This window comes from Comamonas koreensis (assembly GCF_014076495.1).
Classification (GTDB): domain Bacteria; phylum Pseudomonadota; class Gammaproteobacteria; order Burkholderiales; family Burkholderiaceae_C; genus Comamonas; species Comamonas squillarum.
On sequence record NZ_CP043575.1, the window covers coordinates 3399832 to 3417962 of the forward strand.

At 61.2% G+C, this 18131-nt stretch carries 8 protein-coding genes; 1 reads left to right on the forward strand and 7 read right to left on the reverse strand.

What is annotated here, in order from left to right:
- Positions 1-74: 74 nt before the first annotated feature.
- On the forward strand, positions 75-209 hold the full coding sequence (locus F0Q04_RS24200; protein ID WP_269780246.1) for a hypothetical protein: 135 nt from the start codon (positions 75-77) through the stop codon (positions 207-209).
- Here the strand turns inward: F0Q04_RS24200 and F0Q04_RS15380 are convergent.
- Genes F0Q04_RS15380 through F0Q04_RS15410 form a run of 7 tightly spaced genes read right to left on the reverse strand, consistent with a single transcriptional unit; the run spans position 206 to position 18131 of the window.
- Positions 206-11989 carry a PLxRFG domain-containing protein gene (locus F0Q04_RS15380; protein WP_182341855.1) on the reverse strand — a complete coding sequence of 3928 codons (11784 nt, stop codon included), beginning with the start codon at positions 11987-11989 and terminating at the stop codon, positions 206-208. The genes F0Q04_RS24200 and F0Q04_RS15380 overlap by 4 nt on opposite strands.
- A gap of 11 nt (positions 11990-12000) precedes the next feature.
- Positions 12001-13209, reverse strand: a complete 1209-nt coding sequence (locus tag F0Q04_RS15385) for a hypothetical protein (RefSeq protein ID WP_182341858.1) — start codon at positions 13207-13209, stop codon at positions 12001-12003.
- 11 nt (positions 13210-13220) lie between these two features.
- Positions 13221-13790, reverse strand: a complete 570-nt coding sequence (locus F0Q04_RS15390) for a hypothetical protein (protein ID WP_182341861.1) — start codon at positions 13788-13790, stop codon at positions 13221-13223.
- Positions 13772-14248, reverse strand: a complete 477-nt coding sequence (locus tag F0Q04_RS15395; RefSeq protein ID WP_182341864.1) for a hypothetical protein — start codon at positions 14246-14248, stop codon at positions 13772-13774. The genes F0Q04_RS15390 and F0Q04_RS15395 overlap by 19 nt, the downstream gene beginning before the upstream one ends.
- Before the next feature lie 15 nt (positions 14249-14263).
- Positions 14264-14650, reverse strand: a complete 387-nt coding sequence (locus tag F0Q04_RS15400) for a tail fiber assembly protein (RefSeq protein ID WP_182341866.1) — start codon at positions 14648-14650, stop codon at positions 14264-14266.
- Positions 14647-15915 carry a phage tail tip fiber protein gene (locus F0Q04_RS15405; protein WP_182341868.1) on the reverse strand — a complete coding sequence of 423 codons (1269 nt, stop codon included), beginning with the start codon at positions 15913-15915 and terminating at the stop codon, positions 14647-14649. The genes F0Q04_RS15400 and F0Q04_RS15405 overlap by 4 nt, the downstream gene beginning before the upstream one ends.
- Positions 15912-18131, reverse strand: a complete 2220-nt coding sequence (locus F0Q04_RS15410) for a hypothetical protein (protein ID WP_182341870.1) — start codon at positions 18129-18131, stop codon at positions 15912-15914. Before F0Q04_RS15410 ends, F0Q04_RS15405 begins: the two co-directional genes overlap by 4 nt.

Genomic DNA, 18131 nt, shown 5'->3' on the forward strand with positions numbered 1-18131 from the left:
TGCCTGCCAGCAACCGCCCCACAACTTACTCTGTTCACACGCAGGACATGGGAGGCGGCTACACCTCCGCGACCGTGACGCCTACCTCTCCCGCTGCCGGCGCTCCCGTGGCGAGCAAGTACGATGGCGGCGCGAAGAACGTGGCGCAGGTCGCATCTCGCGATGCGTGCCTGCGCGCCAAGGGGTGGAGCTTCTCCACCAGCAATTAAGGCTGTTCCGCCCCCGCCAACGAATTGACAGCCTGTGCCCGCATGGTCTTGGGCACAGACTTGAGCACGCGCATGTCCTTGTCGGTCTGCGCCTGCTTGGCCCGGCTCTTGATGGTGGATGGATTGATCACAATCGGGGTGTCGGGATAGCGATCATTCCATTTGTCGCGCTCTGCCAGCGCCGCGTCGAGCGCCTTTTGATCGTTGTCGACCACCGCCTGGGTCAGCTTTCCAGTTATCTGCCCCTGACGCTTGCGCAGCAGCGCGGCGTCCTGCATCAGCGGGCCGGTGCTGCGCGACTTCTCAGCGTTGGCAGTTGGGTTGAAGCCCAGCAGTTTGGTTACGCCGGCCGACTTCGGCAAGTCCATCACCTTGCGGCCGCGCGTGTCGGTGTTGTGACCCTTGGTCATGATCTCGATGCCTGCGGCTGCGTTGCGCACCGCAGTCGGCGCCAGGTTCAGTGCTGCCTTGCCGACGTTGCCCTCGTCCATGGCGCCGACAGCGTCCGAAGCCTGGCCTACCAGGGAGAAGATCGGGCCCAGGACCTCGGTAGATTCTCTGCTCTTCATCGAGTCGGAGTTTGAAGGGCGCAGCGCACCGGTGCCGGGGACCAGATTGCCCAGCCCCAGGCGGCCAGAGAAGTCCAACGGGAGCTGGGCAGACACGCCATACAGCGCCAGATCGCCGAAAGTCTTGCCCAGCATCGAGTACGCCCAGTCGCGCTTGTTGCGCTTCATGTTGGTGTTGAACCCCATCATCTGACCGGCAGTGTCGATCAGGTCATCCAGGTCCTGAGCAAAAGGCAAGCCCTCCTCACCCGACGCCAGGATCAGCACCGCCAGCATGGTCAGCGCCGCGCGCTTGCCGCCCGGCCCAGCGCGGTACATGCGGTTGAGCAGCTCCAGGTAGGTCAGGCTGTACTGCTTGAAGGTGAACAGAAGGCGCCCCACGGTCGAGCGCGCCAGGTTGGGGCGGCTGACCTTGTTGTAAATGCCCTGCGTCTGGTTCACAGCGCGCACAGCAAAGGCGTAGACATCCCTTTGGCCTTGCTCCTTCGCCATGTTGTAGGCCGCGATGAACGACAGCCGGCGGTTGAAGCCTTCGGCTGCAGCGAACATGGAACCCCAGAGAGTGAAGAAGGCCTGAGCTCGTGCACGGGCCGAGTCGCCGCCCGCCTGCACCTTATCTCCCAGCCCGGGCACCTTGGCGGCCAGGCTCACCAGCTTGGCGGACAAGCCGCGGGTGCCAGCGCTGTACAGGTGGAAAATCTCCTGTGCATCGACGATACCCTCCTGGCTGGCCCGCTTGAGCGCGGCGCGCAATTCAGCGTCGGCAATCTGCTTGCGACCCATGGCATATGGCAGCGCCTTGGTGAGGTGCGGCACGGGATTGCCGAATTGCACCAGGTATGGTGCAGTCATCATCACGGGTTGCGTCATGTTCACGATGGCCGATGCCACATTCCCGCCAAGGAACCACGCAAAAGCCAAGCTGCTCGCCATGGCCCCGCCGTCGTTGTTGTCGCCCATGAACTTGCGCAGTGCAATCGCCTCGTCGCGCACATCACCCTTTGCCTGGGGGATGTAGCGGATAGCGTTGTTGATGTCGCGGCTGAAATAGCGCTGGCTTGCCAGGCGGGCATTGCTGGTGATGAAGCTCGACAGGACGCGCGGCAGATCCGTGCTGTAGCCAGGCGTACCCTTGCGCTCAAGGCGGCGCTTCAAGGCGCTGCGCTCGGACAGTGCGGCTTCGTAGTATTTCTGTGTGACCGTGTCAAAGCCAACGATGTCGGCGAACAGAGCAACGGTTTCCGGCGTGATGCCCTGTAGCAGCTCGTGGCTGCGCTTGGAATCGTGCCCATGCTCGGTGAGGTACTGGGTTGCCGGATACTTGCGGCGCGCGGCCTTAAGCGCTGCATTGGCTTCGGCCTGCGTCTCAAACTTCTCAAACAGTACAGTCTGGCGGTTACCCTCTGCGTCATAGGCAATCTGGCCATCCACATCGAGCGCGGTGACGGTGACGGTGTAATCACCGAAGCGCATCAAGGGCGCGTAGCCAGCCTTAGCCAAGTTCTCCGCAGTGGCAAAGATCTGCCCCACCTTCGTGCGCGACTCCTGCATGCGCGCGATCTGCGCCCCGATGCTGGCCGCGATGTCCGGATCGCGCAGCGCCATGCCTTCCATCGCCTTGGTCGAAGTGTCGATTTGCTTATCGAATTCCCCTAGGATCAAATCTTTGGCTTGGGCTGGGTCGTCCATCACCGAGCGGCGCGCTCCTTCGGGCAGATAGGATCCGGCGATTGCATAGGCCTCTGCCGCTGCCACCTCCATGAGGCTGGCGTCAATGGCAGCGCGGGCTTGGCCGTAGGCGGCCACAGCCAAGTCATCCATCTTGAACTTTGAGCGCAGCTCGGCCTCGCTGAACACTTTGCCGTCCATCACGCTCTCACCGGCCAGCGTGCCTGCAAACAGGGCCGCCGACGCCTTTCCGACAGGAGACTTATCGCCCTGCCCCATCACCAGCTGCTTGAACGCCTCAGCCACACCGTCTACCTTCGGCAGAACCATGGGGGCCAACTCGGAGGGGCGCAGCGCGGTCAGCGAAACAGCCGACTGCTGCGCATTGATCAGACCGAAGACTTTCCCGAAGTGCTTATCTTTCAGCGCTTTGTTGTACTGGGTGGACAGGCTCTTGTCGTACCAGTTGAACGACTTGAACCGCGCAGGCTGGGCTACGGCTTCGATGGCTTTGCCGCTCGCCGAGTCTGCAATGCTTGCAGGCCCCTGGCTTGAATCCTTGCGGTTGAAACGAATGTCAGCGTTAGCTGGTTCAAAGTTACCGTTGTTGCCGATGGCGCTCTTGATCTGCTCAGGGCGGAAGGCAACGATTTCCTTTTCGCCGCCCTTGTGCTCGATAATGATCCCGTCGTAGCCCATCTTGGCGAGCGTGTCGCGCACATGCTCGGTATCCATTTCCGCGCCTGGCTGGTCCATGACCCGCTCCACCACGCTGCGCGGTGCTGGGTTCTGGATCGATAGATAGACCTCCATCACGTTGCCCGAGCCTTGGGTGTACGTCTCAGCGGCCGCTCGTGCGCTGGCGAAGTAGAAGCCGGTGCCCCAATCAGTGTTGCCGTCGCCCTCGCCGCTGAATTCGTCGCTGAATTCCGTGAACACCTCAGGGGTGCCGTGATAAACCACCATCGGCTTACCTTCAGCATCAACAACCTTGCTATCGCCAAACCAGCGCTTGAAGGCCGCAGTATCGGTTTGCTTTACATCTTGAGTGTGGGGCTCGCCATTGCCTTGATAAATGTTTTGCAATACACTTCGGATAGCTCCAACATTGTTTTTGGCGCCAGTGTGGTCCCCAGCTTCGGCTGCATCGCCCCTGGTCTTGAACGCCCCTTGTTGGAGCTTTTCTTTTAGCACTACCTCGTGCACATACAGACGGCTGGCGTGATCGTCTGACTTGACCAGCGCAATCTCGATCATCTCCTTGCCGGCCAGGTTGACCGGTGCTGCGATGTAGTAAACCATCCCAGCCCCGCGCGATCCGTCCATCGGTTCACTGTGAATGATCTTGCCCCTTGAGAGCACATCAGGCACGGCCGCGAAGGCATTGGCCTTGTCACGGCTGATGCCGTGCGAGATGCTGGACTTGACTGCTCGTTCGTCCAATTGGACCGCACCAATCCCTGCCACCTTGATAACCTGCTGACCTCGGTCGCGGAACCATTGCGGCACCTTGTCCGTGAGCTTCTGGCCATCAGGTGCAAACTCATCACCCTTCGTAGATGCGACCGGCGCGCCATCCAGGAACCGGCGGACATCATCCTTGCGATTGAAGTTCGGATCGATGCCTGCTTGCTTGTTCAGCCGCGACTGGTTCAGGTGATACTCGCCCATGACCTGGCCGGCAATCTCCATGACTGCCTTGAAGTCAGTCACAAAACGGTCTGTGCGCTTGCTGTAACCCAGCGAGGTGAGTGCCTTCTGGATCAAGCGGGCCACAGCCATTTGCACCTGGACCAGCAACTGCTTGTTGGAATTACCGACAGCACGCCAGAAGTCAGGGTCCATAAAGCCATCGGAGAAAACTTCGCCGACGAACTCCTCAATTTGCTGGTGAGGCTGGAGATGATTGGGAGCAACATCAGAGCCAAAGAACTTGGTTTCAAGTTCGTGCTCTTTGATGTAGGGCTCGATGGCGTCCAGCAGCCGGTCGTAAAGCGCTGGATTGGTCTTTGCCAGGATGTGGGCGAACTCATGTCCCAACACCGCGATATGCGGACGCTGGGAATCAACGTTCAGATAGATGGCTCCTTTGTACGTGACGCCATTGAAGTCCACCGCTTCTCCGCGGGAGTTAACGGGCGCTCTTTCGGTAGGCCGGATTTGAACCTGAATAACCGGGAGGCCCAGCGACTGCGCCAGTGATAGAAGACTCTCGTCTCCAGCGGTACGCCTTCCTTCCACGAGACGCGCAGCTCCGAAATCGCCTCCAAGTCCGTCATTGAGAGCGGCGACAGCTCTCTGTGTATCTGGCGAAAGATCTGGAGTGGAGTTTTCTTGGTTGGCATCGCTGTCCTTGCGGCTGAACTTAGGCGCCTCGATGGCTTCGGACAAGTGTTCCTGGCGAATGAACCACTTGCCGCCCTTGTTCCAAGTATATGGATCGGCCAATTGTGCCTGCTCTTTGGTCAGGCCTGCGCGCCAGACCCCGTGGAGCGTCTTGCCGCGCTTGGTGACATAAGCTTCAATGGGCTCCTCGCCTCTCCATGTTTTGTTCGCAGGCGCCGCACTGCCGCGCTTGCTCTCGGCCACAACCTTCGCCTGGTCCGCAACGCTGGGCGCATCCTTGGCGCGAGCTGGCAGGCCAATATCCTCCAGTCGGTCGAACAGATCGGCGACACTGTCCACGCTGGTGAGGTCGATATGGCGGGCTGATCCGTAGGCAGCGCGCTTTTCCTCGCTCGCCTGCTTTTCCAGCACCACGATTCGGGCGGCGACCGCTGTGCCGGCGCGCTCAAATGCCACCTGAGGCAACGCAACGTCGGCCATCAGCACTGCGTCCGGGACCAAGCTTTCGCCCTTGTCGTTTGCGCCATAGAGCCAGTCGTTCAACCGCTTATCGGCCGCCGGGCCGGTGGGGATCAGGGCTACCAGGCGGCCACCATCGCGCAGATGCCCCCAGGCCTTGGCAACGTGCTCTATCGCCGTCTTGCCACCCACACCAAAGGGCGGGTTCATCACGATGGAATCGAACTTGTTGGACTTGGCCAGGTCCTCAAACACGCCATCAACAACGCGATCCTCGGCCGGGTTGATGTTCAGTGCCAGGCGGGCGCGCAAGGTGCTCGAAGGTTCCACCACCGTGCGCTTGACGGCATCCGGGAACCAGCGCGCAATGGCGCCATGGCCGGCGCTGGGCTCCAGCGCATCGTCACCTGGGCGCATGTCGGCCCACTGCACCATCTTCAACCCCACCGGCTCGGGGGTGGCGAAGTAGTCTTTCCCCTCCTGTGCCTTCGTCTTGGCGTTCTTTTTCTGTGTGCCGAAATAGTAGGCCTTGGCTCGATCCCATTCAGTGAGCGCACCATTGATCTGCCGATCGCGCGCCTTGCCACCCTTGCCCTCGCCCTCGTGCCCCGGCTCGTAGTAGTCGCTCTCCTCAAACGCCTGGATGAAAGAATCCTTGAGCGCGCGCGCTTCTTCGCCCAGGCTCAGATTCTCGGCTGCGCTGGCCCGCCCGGCGATGGTGCCTGCGAAGGTGTGCTTCTCCCAGCTGGTGCCGGTGTTGAAGTAGCGAATGATGGCGTCCGACACCTGGCCGGTGCGGTAAATGCGGCCTTCTTGCTGGATCGCCATAGTGGGTGCTGAGGGCTGCCCCAGGTTAACCAGCACGCGCTGATACTTCCCGGTCGTGTCGTGACCACTCCAGCCCGCATTTTTGGCAGACTGCACCAGAAGCACTGCAGGCAGCTCGGAGTCGTTGTTGAACTTCTTGTAGCGCTCGAGCATTGCCTTGGCTTTCTCGTCGCCGTTGACCGGCATGACCTGGTCTCCGAAAGCCCGTTGGTACGCCTCAATGGGCGACAGCATGTTCTCCAGGCCAGAGGACAGCAGGTCCTTGAACTCTCGGCGGAACTCCGACACCGCCTCGGCCAAGGCCGCGCGCTGGTCAGCGGTCAGGGACCCGTACTCACCGAGCTGCTCAACTGACACGTTGAACGGGTTGAAGCCACCACCCTTTTTGTAGTCGTGAAAGACAACTACCTTTCGGCCCATTTCGAGTTGCTTGCGCACATAGGGAATGCTGTGCTCCGCCTTGATGGCCTCCAGGAGATACCTGCGGGACAAGTAGTCGAATGACCCACGGATCAGCTTGTTGAGATTCTGGTAGGTCTTCGGGTCCTTGCCCTCGGCCCGGCTCTGCTCGTCCATCCACTGGAAAACCGCGTCGATGCGGTTGCCCAGATCCGAATCAATCAGGACGAAACGGCGGTCATAGTCAGCAGCAACATCCAGTACACGCGACGAAAGCACACCCTCGCGCTTGAGCCAGGTGTTGAAGTTGCGTTGCATCAGGCCGCTGTCCACCCCGGCCTCGGGGGCGGTCAGCTTGTTGTAGCGCATGCGGTAGCCGAAGTGCTGCATCATGAACTGCTCGCGGCCGTTGCCGGAGTTGTATGCGGCGCCTTCTGCCTGGGGATACTCAAACAGGTATCCATTGGCCCAGTCCACCGTCTTCTCGTAGGCGAACGGCGTGGCCGACAGGAACAGCGCGCGGGGGCGCTTCTCCCCTTGGTTGGCCGCCACAAAGGCCTTTTCCTGCTCGTAGAGGTCGCGCAGCTCCTTGTTCAGGTCGTCAATCTTCTCCTGCAGGCGCGAGACATTAACCGCCTTGTCGCCGGCCTCCTCAGCCGCCTTGCGCTCCTCGCTCAGGCGGCGAACTTCCTCCAACTTGTCGGCGTTCTTGGCGCGGTGACGCGTCCAGGCCCCATCTGGGTGGAGCGTCAGCGCGCGTACCATCCTGAGCGCATCGGTCTCCTTGGCGTCCTCGGACTGCATCAGCTTTTGGGCCTCATCGGCGACCACCAAATCCCAGGCGCGCGTACTCAGCTGATTGTTTTGGCCCACATTGGCATACGTGGTTACGACCACACCGCGCCCCGCATCCTTGGTGTCGGCCAGCGCAGTGATACCGATGTCCAGGCGCTTGCCGGAGTCAATCCAGTCGTTAAGCACCTTCTCGTCAGGAACCACCACCAGGATGTTGTCTTTGCCTTGTCGCACCTGGCGCGAGATAACACCCAACCCCGTGAAAGTCTTTCCGGTGCCAGTGCCGTTGGTGAACAGCATGCCGTAGCCGTCTGGCTTGTCAAAGCGTGCTTCGGCCTTGACAACGTCGTCTTGCTGCCCAGGGAGCAGAGATGGCAGTGTGTCGCGGACATTCTGAATGCCGCGAGAAATGGGAGTGCTTAGTGCACCGCGCTGGCTTGTGCGGGCCTTAGCTGCTTCAAGGCCTGACGCAGCACTTGCTGCAACTGTCGCTGCTGGGATGGAGTCAGGCGGTACTCCTCCGATGCCAACATCACTGCCTCGCTCACGGAAACCACTTCCGGTAGCGATGCCCGCAAGTTCAGATAGCCCGTCTCCTGTATGAACGCGCTGATCGCCTCGTTCTCCATCAGGAGCGGCGCCACGATCCGGAACCCCAGAATCACGCTGTTGTCCGTCGTGTACTTCTCCGCGAACGCGTCCACCTTCGACTCGATCAGCTTGTCCATCTCGTCCGGATCCGAGCTCATCACCTCCCGCCAGAACGGATCCAGCGGCTGGCTGCGTGCTATCTGGTTCCAGATCGGGGCGGGTACTTGATGCATTGTTTTGTGCCTGTGTAGGTTTGTCTTGAAGTTTAGCCAATTCGGCGCGTACTGTCTCGGAAGAATCCATCCCCTCAACGGAGAGGTTGCTGTCTTCCATCATGTCGCGCGCGCCGTTGTACCAGCCGCGCAGGAACGGGCGGATCTTGCTGATAGGGGCGTCCAGGTCGCGGGCAATGGCCTGGGCAAAATCGGCGAATTTGCGCGCACCGGCTTCGATGTGGAACACCGCGAGCTCAGTGCCGATTGCCAGCATCTCGGGATCAATCCCTGAATTGAGTTGGCCCAGCTTCTTTTTCAGCCGCTCACGCAGCTCAGCCGCGCGGTCAGCACTCACCAGCTTATTCGCGGCGCCGTATGAGCTATCGGGTTGGGGGGCGCTTGAATCTTCGGCCTGTTCGCTAGGGCGGATATTCGCGTTGTCGTTCACTGCAGGATTCGCTGATTCCTGCACCTTGGCTCGCTCAATCGGCCCCTTTTCCAGCTCCTTGCGGCTTGGCATCGTGGAGTGTTGGCGCTGCTGCTCGTTGGGTGCATCAACCCATGCATCACCCTGCTTGCGCACGGCCTGTACCGTGACCTTCGCGCTGGCCGTGTCTGACTGAGGCACATAGGAAATAACGCGATCGGTGCCACCGCCATATGATTCAACGATGTTGCCTGGGGTGAAATACTCCGCCGTGGCTGCCTGCGTCTGCTTAGCCGTGAGGGGCTTGGTTTTCTTCCGAGCAGGAGCCTTCTCAACTGGGGCAACAGCCGTCTCAGTGTTGTCGACAACATCCTGACGAACCGCTTTGGCCGCGATCTCATCCCCAATGGATTGCACCTGTGCCTCTGCCTCCGTGCGATCTGCAGCACCAAGAGCATCTTTCACCAAGTCCAGGCGGCGCTGCGTGAGCTTTTTACCAGGGGTGGCCGCGACCTTGTCTGCCTCGGCCTGAGTGATCCCAGAGCTCGCCTGCATCAGCAGTGCGGCGCGGGCTTGCTGGTCCAACGCATCCCAGCGCGCGCGCACCGGCAGTGGCTTGCCTTCCTCGGTCACGCTGGCAGTGGCGCTGCCTGGAGCGCTCTCGGTGACGGGCTGCGCCGCCGCCGGGCGCTCTCCTCCGGCAATTTCCGCCTCTGAGAAGCCCAGCGAGCGCATGGCCTCTGCCTGGCTCACATTGCTCTCGCCAGACAGAGGATCACCAATATCCAGATCAGGGTCTTCGTCAATAGGCGCAACTTGCTCCTGCTGGGTCGCCCAGTCATAAGCGGCTCGGTCCGCCGCATCGCTGGCGTCATATGCGGCCTCTGGTGCTGCGGCTTCCTGGGGGGACTCCACGGCCTCGGGCGCTGGTAGCGCCTCCTGTTGTGGCTGGCCCTGCGCCTGGGCAGCGTGCTGGTCCAAACCGTAGAACACCGCAAGAGCTGCAGGATCTCCGCGATGCTGCTCCAACACGCGCAGCTCATTCAATTCTGCAGGGGTGAGCTGCTCGCCACCCTCTTCTACGTAGCTTCCATCCGCGTCCTGCACCACTTCGCCATCGCGCTTGGCGCGCAGGGTTTGGTAGCGTGAAGAAGCTAGGCCCAGCACTGCCTCGGTGTCCAACTGCGCTGCTGACGCATCAGCGGCCACGCTTTGCTGCACCAACTCGGCAGATGGCTGAGCCACAGGCGCCGCCTCAGCAGCAGGCTCTGCTTCCAATACCGGTTCCACACGACCGTCGCCCGTGGGCGCTAGGCGGACGGGAGCAGCCGTGTCTTCGGACGGTTGAGCCAGCTGTCCGAACTGTGCCCAGGCGGTCAGAGCCTTGTCCTTGGCCTTCATCGCCTCCGCTTCCATGATGCGCTCGGAAGGGCCCTTCTCCGACAGAAAGCTGGTGACCTTCCCAACTCCGCTGGTGCCGCCAGCCATAATGCCGCCCTGCATCAGCGTCTGAACGATGGTGTCCGCGACCTGGCCCAGGTAGTCGTTGAAAGTTGCACCCTTGTTCAAGCCCATTTGGGTGAATTTGTCCGTTGCAAATTGCCCGGTAGTCGTCAGTACCTCGCCAGGAACTTCCTTGGAAAGCGCGTGGAAAAGCAAACCCGCAATCTGGTCAGACGGCATGCCCTTAGCCGCGCCGCGCAGCGCATCGAGCTGGTGCCCGAGGCCAAAGCGTTCCCCAATGACTTCAAATGCGGCAAACAGGCCAGCTCGCTTGGTGGCGTCGGCGACGGTCAGTTTCTTCTCACGGCCCTCGGCATACTCCTGGCCGAAGCTCTGCGCGGCAATGCCGCCCAGCACCAGGGCCTGGCCGCCCTTGATGGCCGCGCCGCCCATCAGCAACGGCAGTTGCTGGCCGATGGAGTTGATCGCGCCCTCCAGGTTGCGCGCCATCATGTCGCCGCGCTCACCAATGGCAGCAGTCTTTTGCCCGATCAGCTTATTGTTGGCGCTGGCAAAATCCTTTGCGAGATCTTCTGCCCCGGTCACATCCGCCGCAAACTGAGATAGACCCAGCGCGGTCTGGCCGATCCCAAGTGCGGCCTTAGCGATCCCGCGCACTGCTGCGTTGTTCACACCATTGCCTGGCTGGTTTGGATTGAACAGCTTGGCAGTCTCGAAATCGAAATCGCTATTGCCTACCGAGGGGTTGGCCAGCAGCTCTTTACCCGCTGGCAGACCTTTGCGTGCAGCATCGTTACCCATGGTCTCAGCGAACGCAGCTTGCTCGCCTGCGCGCATGAGCCGCTCGCGGCGAGCCTCGGCACGCGTGTCAAGCGGCGCGGGTGTAAGCGCCTCCTGGTCTCGGCGCGCATCCACTGCACCCATCTGCTCGGCACGCTGGCGGGCCACCAGTCCTTGCCAGCTGTCCTGAGACTCAAGAACCTTGCGCTGCTCCGGCGTTGCGGCGTCCCAAGCGCCTTGCACAGCCTGCCTCATCTCGGGGCGCAGTGGAATTCCCCCTGCATTGTTCGCCAGCGTAGGGCTGTTCGCTTGCATATTCTCCCGCGTGAGCACCGAGCCAGCCTGCGCGGCGGGGTCGGCGGGCAGCTGCGGCTTCTTGCGCTGCATGTGGGGGAACACTCCAAATGCTGCCTGGCCAGTTTCCGTGGGCGCTGCCGTAGCCGCGGCGGGATCCTGTGTCAGAGGAGGCAAATCGCTGAGGAATTGAGCGCGCAGCGCATCGGCGTCCGAGCCGGCGTGCGGCTGGATGAATGTGTCGAAGTATGCTTCTTTGGCACCGCGCTGCTGTTGCGCCGACATGGCGGCAAACTCCGGCTTCGATGCCAGCTCGGCCCAGGTGGGAATGGACTGCTCTTGCGCAGCGGGTTTCAGCTTGGCCAGCGCGGCCGACGCTACGCCGGCGGCGGCAACGCCCTTGCGGATGTAATCGGGGTCCTCTGCATAGCCGCCTTGCTTGAGCGCGGTGAAGTAGCTTCCGGCGTCCTTGGCGCCCAGGACGTTTCGATAGCGGTCCTTACCAAGCAACCCGGCGAAGTCATCAGCGAATGCGTCACCGTTCTCGTAAGCGCGGTACTTGTCCACGCTGCCAGTCATGTTGTCCTTGGCCGACACACCCCGGCCCGAGAAGTCCTTGATGTTGCCTAGATTGTTGGTCCCTGGAATGACTGACTTGCCCCACCCGGTTTCCAGGCCCCACTGCCCGATGATGGCGTCCACCGGCGCGCCAGTCTTCTCGGAGACCCGTTGCGCCATGGGAAGCACTTGCCCCACGAAATCGTCCACGTTCTTGGATGGCTTGGAGCCAACGGTGGAGAGGGTTGCAGGTGGTGCGTATTCGGGGATCGCAGGAGCAGCGGCCTGCTGCACCTCGTTGGAAAAGTCAGCGAGTGCCTGAGCATTGCTGAGGCTTGCGGCCAGAGTGTTGATGTTGAGTTCAGTGTTCTGGCCGTTTTGCTGCATGTGTCAACCTACTAAGGGAGTCCCATCAATCGCCGAAGGTCGGCATTTGTCGGGGCCATAGTAGGTTGGGCTGGCTTACTCGTACCACCACCAGCGGCAGGCTGCGCGGCCGGGGGCATCTTGCCACTGCCTGCAGTCTGGATCTGGTCATACAGCTCACTGGCTGCAGCTACATCCGCTTGCGTAGGCTTGAATCGGCCGGTCAAATCAGCCTTTGCACGATCTGCCAGGTTGCGAGCAATGAAGTCCTGGCGACTCATGCTCTTGCCCTGCTGGATCTGGTCAATGGCCCGGGAAACGGGTATGCCTTGAACGCCCGCAATGTATTCCGCATCGCGCTGCAGCGGCCCCATCTTCGCCCCGGCGACCTTGGCCTGAGACTCAGGCGCCGTGAAGACCGGGCGCGGCACGCCGTCTGCGCCGGTGCGCACCAAGGTGGCCCCTGGCGCTACCGACTTGAGCTCGGACTTCTTGCCCAGGTTCAACTGTTGCTGCAATTGCGTCAGGGTACTGGCGGGCATCGGCGGGATGTCCGCGATGATCTGGCCCGAGGAATCCACGACCGCCAGCGCCTTTTGCCCATTCACATCGATCATTCTGGCGCCGGCCACGTCTTCGCGCAGTGGCGTGCCTGAGAGCGCCGAATGCGCATCGGCCACTGAGCGTCCGAGCAATGTGGAATCCCCGCTGTTCAAGGCCTGCACAACGCCCTGCAGCGCTTGCAAGCCGCCCGCAGAGGCGCCTGCAGCCGCCTTGCCCAGATTGGCATTGTTGTTGAGAGGGGCTGTTTTCTCCAAGCCCTGTTGCACCGTGAGGCCGGTGCGAGCCTTAGAGGCGTCGATCAGGTCATACGTTGGTCGGTTTGCTTGATTGGATTGAGCCTGCGCCAGGCTGAGACCGGCATTGAGATCATTGGTCTGCTCCACCACGGGGCTGCGCGCTGTGGCCGCCTTGGCCTGAGCGAGGCCCAGACGCCCGCGCTCCCCCTCCCCCTCGGCCGCTATCCGGCTGTTCTCCTGCCGCAGGGGGCGCAGATCCTCCTTGTCACCAAGGTCTCCGAGCTCAGAATCAGTGCGAGCGTTGGCGAGCGTAGCCAAACCTGGGGTGGTGTCGACGATGTACTGGTTCCTGGCCTTGCGCGCAGCCAGGTCCGATTGGAACTGCTGAGACTCGCGGAACCCCTTCAAGGCGGCGAGCCCCGCCAATGCATTAAATCCCATGGTCGCCTCGCTTAAAAGAATGCACCAACAACACTGCCCAGGAGATTGCCCATTCCCGAGCTCTCTTGCTGATTGGCCTGCGCCTGGCTGGCGGCCGCGTTGTAACCGCTACCAAGTGAGCTGCTCGCAACACCCGCCAGGTTATTGCCCAGCCCCAGCGCCTGAGTCTTCCGGGACCAAGCCGTGTCTTGCACTCCCTTGCGGGCGGCATTCTGGGTAACTGCGCCATTGGCGGCCTGCGCCAGGTTGAGCCCCACCATGCCGGCCTGATATGCGCCGCTGCTGGGATCCATGCCCGGGGTCCGGGTCAGCCGAGACTGTGCCTTGGCAAACTCGGTGGCATTCGTAGCCGCCGCATCGCCTGCCGCGCGCGCATAGTTCTCAGCGCTGTCGTAATTCATCGCATCGCCGACGACCGCCTGATTCAGCGGAATGTAGGTCTGCTCGTAGAGGTCTGCCAGTCCGGAGCCGAACTGGTTCAGCCGGGCCGATGCGGCATTGGCCTTGCCTGAGCTGCCATCATCGGCGAGCATGCCGCCGACAATTGTTGCACCTGCACTCGCTACGATTCCCCAAGACATGGTCTTACCTCCTGCACAGCTTCCAACTGCGCGAATTCGTCGTATTCCTCATAGGACTGAGCAACGCACTCAGCCTCGATCGCCACCAGGTCGGTGTTGTCTGTTCCGTGGATAGTCAACCAGCGACTTTCGGTGTGCGCGTATCCTGCCCGTTTGATCCCCGGGAAGGCCTCCACCACCTCGCCCGGCTTGATGCGCTTCAACCCGGTTTCGGTCAGCACTGACATATCTCCGCTGAGCAAGATGTTCAGCGTCTTGTGCTTGTGGATCTTACCCACGACGACGACCCCGGCCGGAACCCTCATCTCCCGCGCATAGATCCGGTGCGCAAAATGATGCTCGGTATGAAGCTCTACCTGGCTGTCTTTGTCGGCAAGCATCGCTTCCTGCAGGCGCATTAGCTTTGAGCGCATGGTGGGATCAGGCGTGTGTGCGATCTCTGAGGTCATGGGCTGCATGCTATCCATCCTCCGCTACTCGTGTGGCGCCTCTGGCCACACCAGTGCAGCTGGGTCCGGCTGCGCGGTGATGTCGCGCAGCGCCTGCCTGTACGCTCGCCACTCAGCGGCGAGAGGAATACCCGATTCCGCAGCTGCTGACGCGCGCCAATCGCAAGCAGCCAGCAACTCATCACGTTTGAACCGAGCTTGCGCCCAGGCCTCCTCGACAGACAACGGCATTTCATCCCAGGTGCAGGTCAAGATGTTCCACCGGTGGCGCGCGGATGGGCAGGCGCCAATCGGCCAGCCGGGCGGCTCTCCGTTCTCGACGATGGCTCCTTCCGGAAACACGGCGCAACCAACGGTGCCAAAGGCCAATAGATAGACGCCGTCGTGGGCGTAGTGCATCGCGCTGTTCATCGTTTGGCCCCTATGGCAAAGAGCATGGCATTATTGATGGCACTGGGCGTGTCGCCCTCAAATTGCAGGGTTAGCCTGGTGGTCGATCCCGCATTCGCATAAAACGCGTAGGCGTGCGAAACCGTGATGTAGCCGGTGTCAACCTCGTAGCCCGCCACCGACCCGCCGTTGACAAGAAGCCTCGTTCCTGTTTTCCGGAAACCTGAGCCGTAGGTAATGAGGGCCGAGGCGTGTACATACACCCAGCCGGGGTAGTCCATCGTGATGTTCAGGGTCACGACATCGAACCAAACACCAAAACCGGCCCCCGAACGCCCCGAGGGGTTGGAGCTGAACATGGGCACGGTGACGGCATTTCCCTGAATCAAGAGCGTGTCAACCTGGGCGAGCCCGATCATCGCCGTGGTAATCGTGCCATTCGCGATGACGCCATCTTCGATATAGACGCCTGCGGGCGCGACTTTCCCGTTCAGCGTTCTGGGGGTGGTGTAGACCACGAACGGAACGGCGTTGCCGTTGTTTGGCGATCCGATGGCGAACCTGTCCGCGCGCACAATGAACGTCGAGACCGTCGCCCCGTTGTTCGCCTCGCTCATCAGCCCGAAGCCAGACACATGCCCGTTCAAGTCCACCTTGATGGTGTACTTGGCCATCATCTGCCCATCAACAGTCGCGCGGGCGGCCGTCTCCTGCTGAATGAGCGCAGTGTTGTTGCCGACCTTCACCTGCAAGTCGATCAACGACTGCGCATAGGCGGCCACATTGCTCGCCATGGTGGTGTATTTCTGCTGCAACAATGCGTAGTTGCCGTTGATGACTGCGTACTGCTGCTCGGTACGGACAATGATCGCGTTGTCCGCGCTCACGCGCTCCTGCCGCTCCTGGAAGAAGTTAACCCCGTTCTTGCTGACGTCGATGTTGATCAGTTCGATGCGTTCTCCCAGCTCCTTCCAGAGCAAGGAATTGCGAATATCGCTTTGCACCTGGTTGATGAGGCCGGGAACGTCCGAGGGCTTGAGCACCTGGGGCGCTGAGGTGCCCGTCTTCTTCATGGTCTCGGTGGCCGAGGCAATGTCGATTCCGGCGATCTTGAGATCTGCCCGCGTGACGAACTGCTGGTCACCTTCACCGGTGGTGCCATTGCGCACGTTCTGGCCAGTGGCCATATCCTGCAGCACCTTGCGTACATTGGGGTCAGCAATGGCGTTCAAGGCCGTCTGGCTGATGGCTGGAACCCCTTGGTGCCGTTTGTTTGGACTGATCATAGGCCAGCCAGCTCCCGCGCCTTCTCAGCCACTCGCAGCTCGCGAAAGCGCCCCTGCCCCGAGACCTCGATTTTCCAGCGGTCGGCCATGAAGCCGGCTGGCAGCCTAAAGTCCGAGACCTTGCGGGTAATCAACTCGGTGTGCCGTAGCACATCATCAGCATAGAACTTCACCGTCCAGTTGCCCGAGGCCACCACCTGGGCATACCCGAAATTGAGCGGGCGCGTCAAAACCATCTCCCGCGAGCCCCAGCGGCATTGCTGCTCGTCGCCGGAGTGGAAGGCGTACACCTTGGCGCCAACCACGTAGTAGAGCTGGTCAGCCAGCAGGCCCGTAAACGTGCATTGGGCTTTGAACCCGGGCACGTCGGTCATAGTGCCACCCGCCTCGTCGAAGCGGATGACAAAAGGTATGGTCGTGTTGTCAGGGGTGTATGCCAGCAGGCGGCCATCGTTCATGCCGAAACGCAAGGCCTTGAGGTCGCCGTTCGTGAACCTGGCGCGCCACACCTCGCGCGTGAAAAACAGTTGCGAGTCCGCCAGGCTAGCGGTGGCACCGGTGATGGTCACCAAGCCGTCCGGGCTCGCGTATATAACTCGCCCCGACACGTTGATGATGCTCCACTTATTGACCCCGGCCTGCTCCACGTTGAGCTGGCTGACAGTCATGGCATCGGGCGAGATGCCCTCGACCAAATACGGCTGCGTGCGCGTCGTCACGATGGCGCCGGTGCCCACCGCGCAGGCGCCGACTACCTGGCTGCGCAAGGGCTTCACATTTGCAGGGCTCCAGGCCCAGGGGCGGTACGCCTCCGAGAAATGAACCTCGTTCTCCCGCATGGCCATCAGAATCCCATTGGGCAGGAGCGTGAGGTTGCGTAGCTCTTGCGATGGCGGGTAGCTGTAGAGAGAGCTCAACTCCTCATTGAGCTCGGCGCCGGCCTTTGAATCCCGAAAGCTGAGCGTCTTTGGCCCCGTCGCTCCGGAGGTGAAGACACTGTCAACATAGTAGTAGCTGGCAATGGTGGTGCCGCTAGCGGTCCGGTACACGCGGATTTCGGTCACCGGCACAAAGCCGCTCACGTCGTCCAGAGTGAGCGCAATATCGACCACGCTGGTTGGAGTCGCGTCCAGCGATAGCGGGTCTGAGGGCGGGCCCTCCTCGTTGTACTGGTTGACGTATGTGTAGACGTAGGCGCGCGACTCCATGTCCTTTTCTTCTGCGCCGGCCACCAGCTGAGCGTCGAACATGTTGTCGTGGTCTTCGACCTTGGCCAGCGATAGATCGATGTACTGCTGCGCGACGTAAAAGCTGGAGTTGCTGGTATAGATGTCGAGGTACAGCTCGCCGCTGGTCTTGTCCTTCGCGACCACGCGCAGCACTTCAAACGCGTCATTTGGAGTGGCCTGGTCTGCTGGGACCTGCGTTTCGTTCGATGTTTCGTTTTCCAGCTCAGGCTTTGCGCATGGCGCCCAGTGAGTGCCCGTGAACGTGTACCAGACATCGGACGGGCTGGTATGGTAGTAAGCCTGCAGGCGCCCCTGGCCGGGCTCTGGAAAACCAGCGTTGTCGTTGATGGAGTAGATCGGCCAGCCGTTGGCCGCATACTGCAAGCCTGGGATGCGGTTCCCAGTCACGGCGGCCGTGGATTTGACCTTCTTCTTTGGAGCCGTGAACCTGATTTTTGTGAGATACCCGCTCGCGTCAAATGTGGGCGTTACCGCGATGTTGCCCTCTTGGTACTTTACGTTTGCATCCTCGTAATGGAAGATGTACTCAATGCTGTGCTTATCGCGATTGACGCGGCGAATCTGCAGCCCCCCTCCGGCAGGGATCAGCGGCGCGGTCTTGGGGCGCGGAACGCCCACCTTGAAGGATGTACCAGGCACGCCGCCTGTAGGCTTGGTGCCCGCGCGATCCGTCACCCTTACACCGTCTGCACCGGTGTAATACAGGCGCCTGTACTGGTCGTTGGCGATGGGGGAGCGCACCGCATCGACGTCGCCTGGCCAAGAGTAAAAAGTGAGTCCGTCCTCAGTCCAAAGGCTTGAAGGCTGGTTGCTCATCGAGTTGATGAGAAAGCCACCCTTCATGTTGCGGAGCTCACCATAGGCGAAGTCGCAATTCTCCGCCAAGGTCGCGGCCGTTTCGGGCAACAGTGACTCCTGGACCCTTGGGTAGATGCCGGTGAACTTGTTCAAGATGAACCCGGCCAT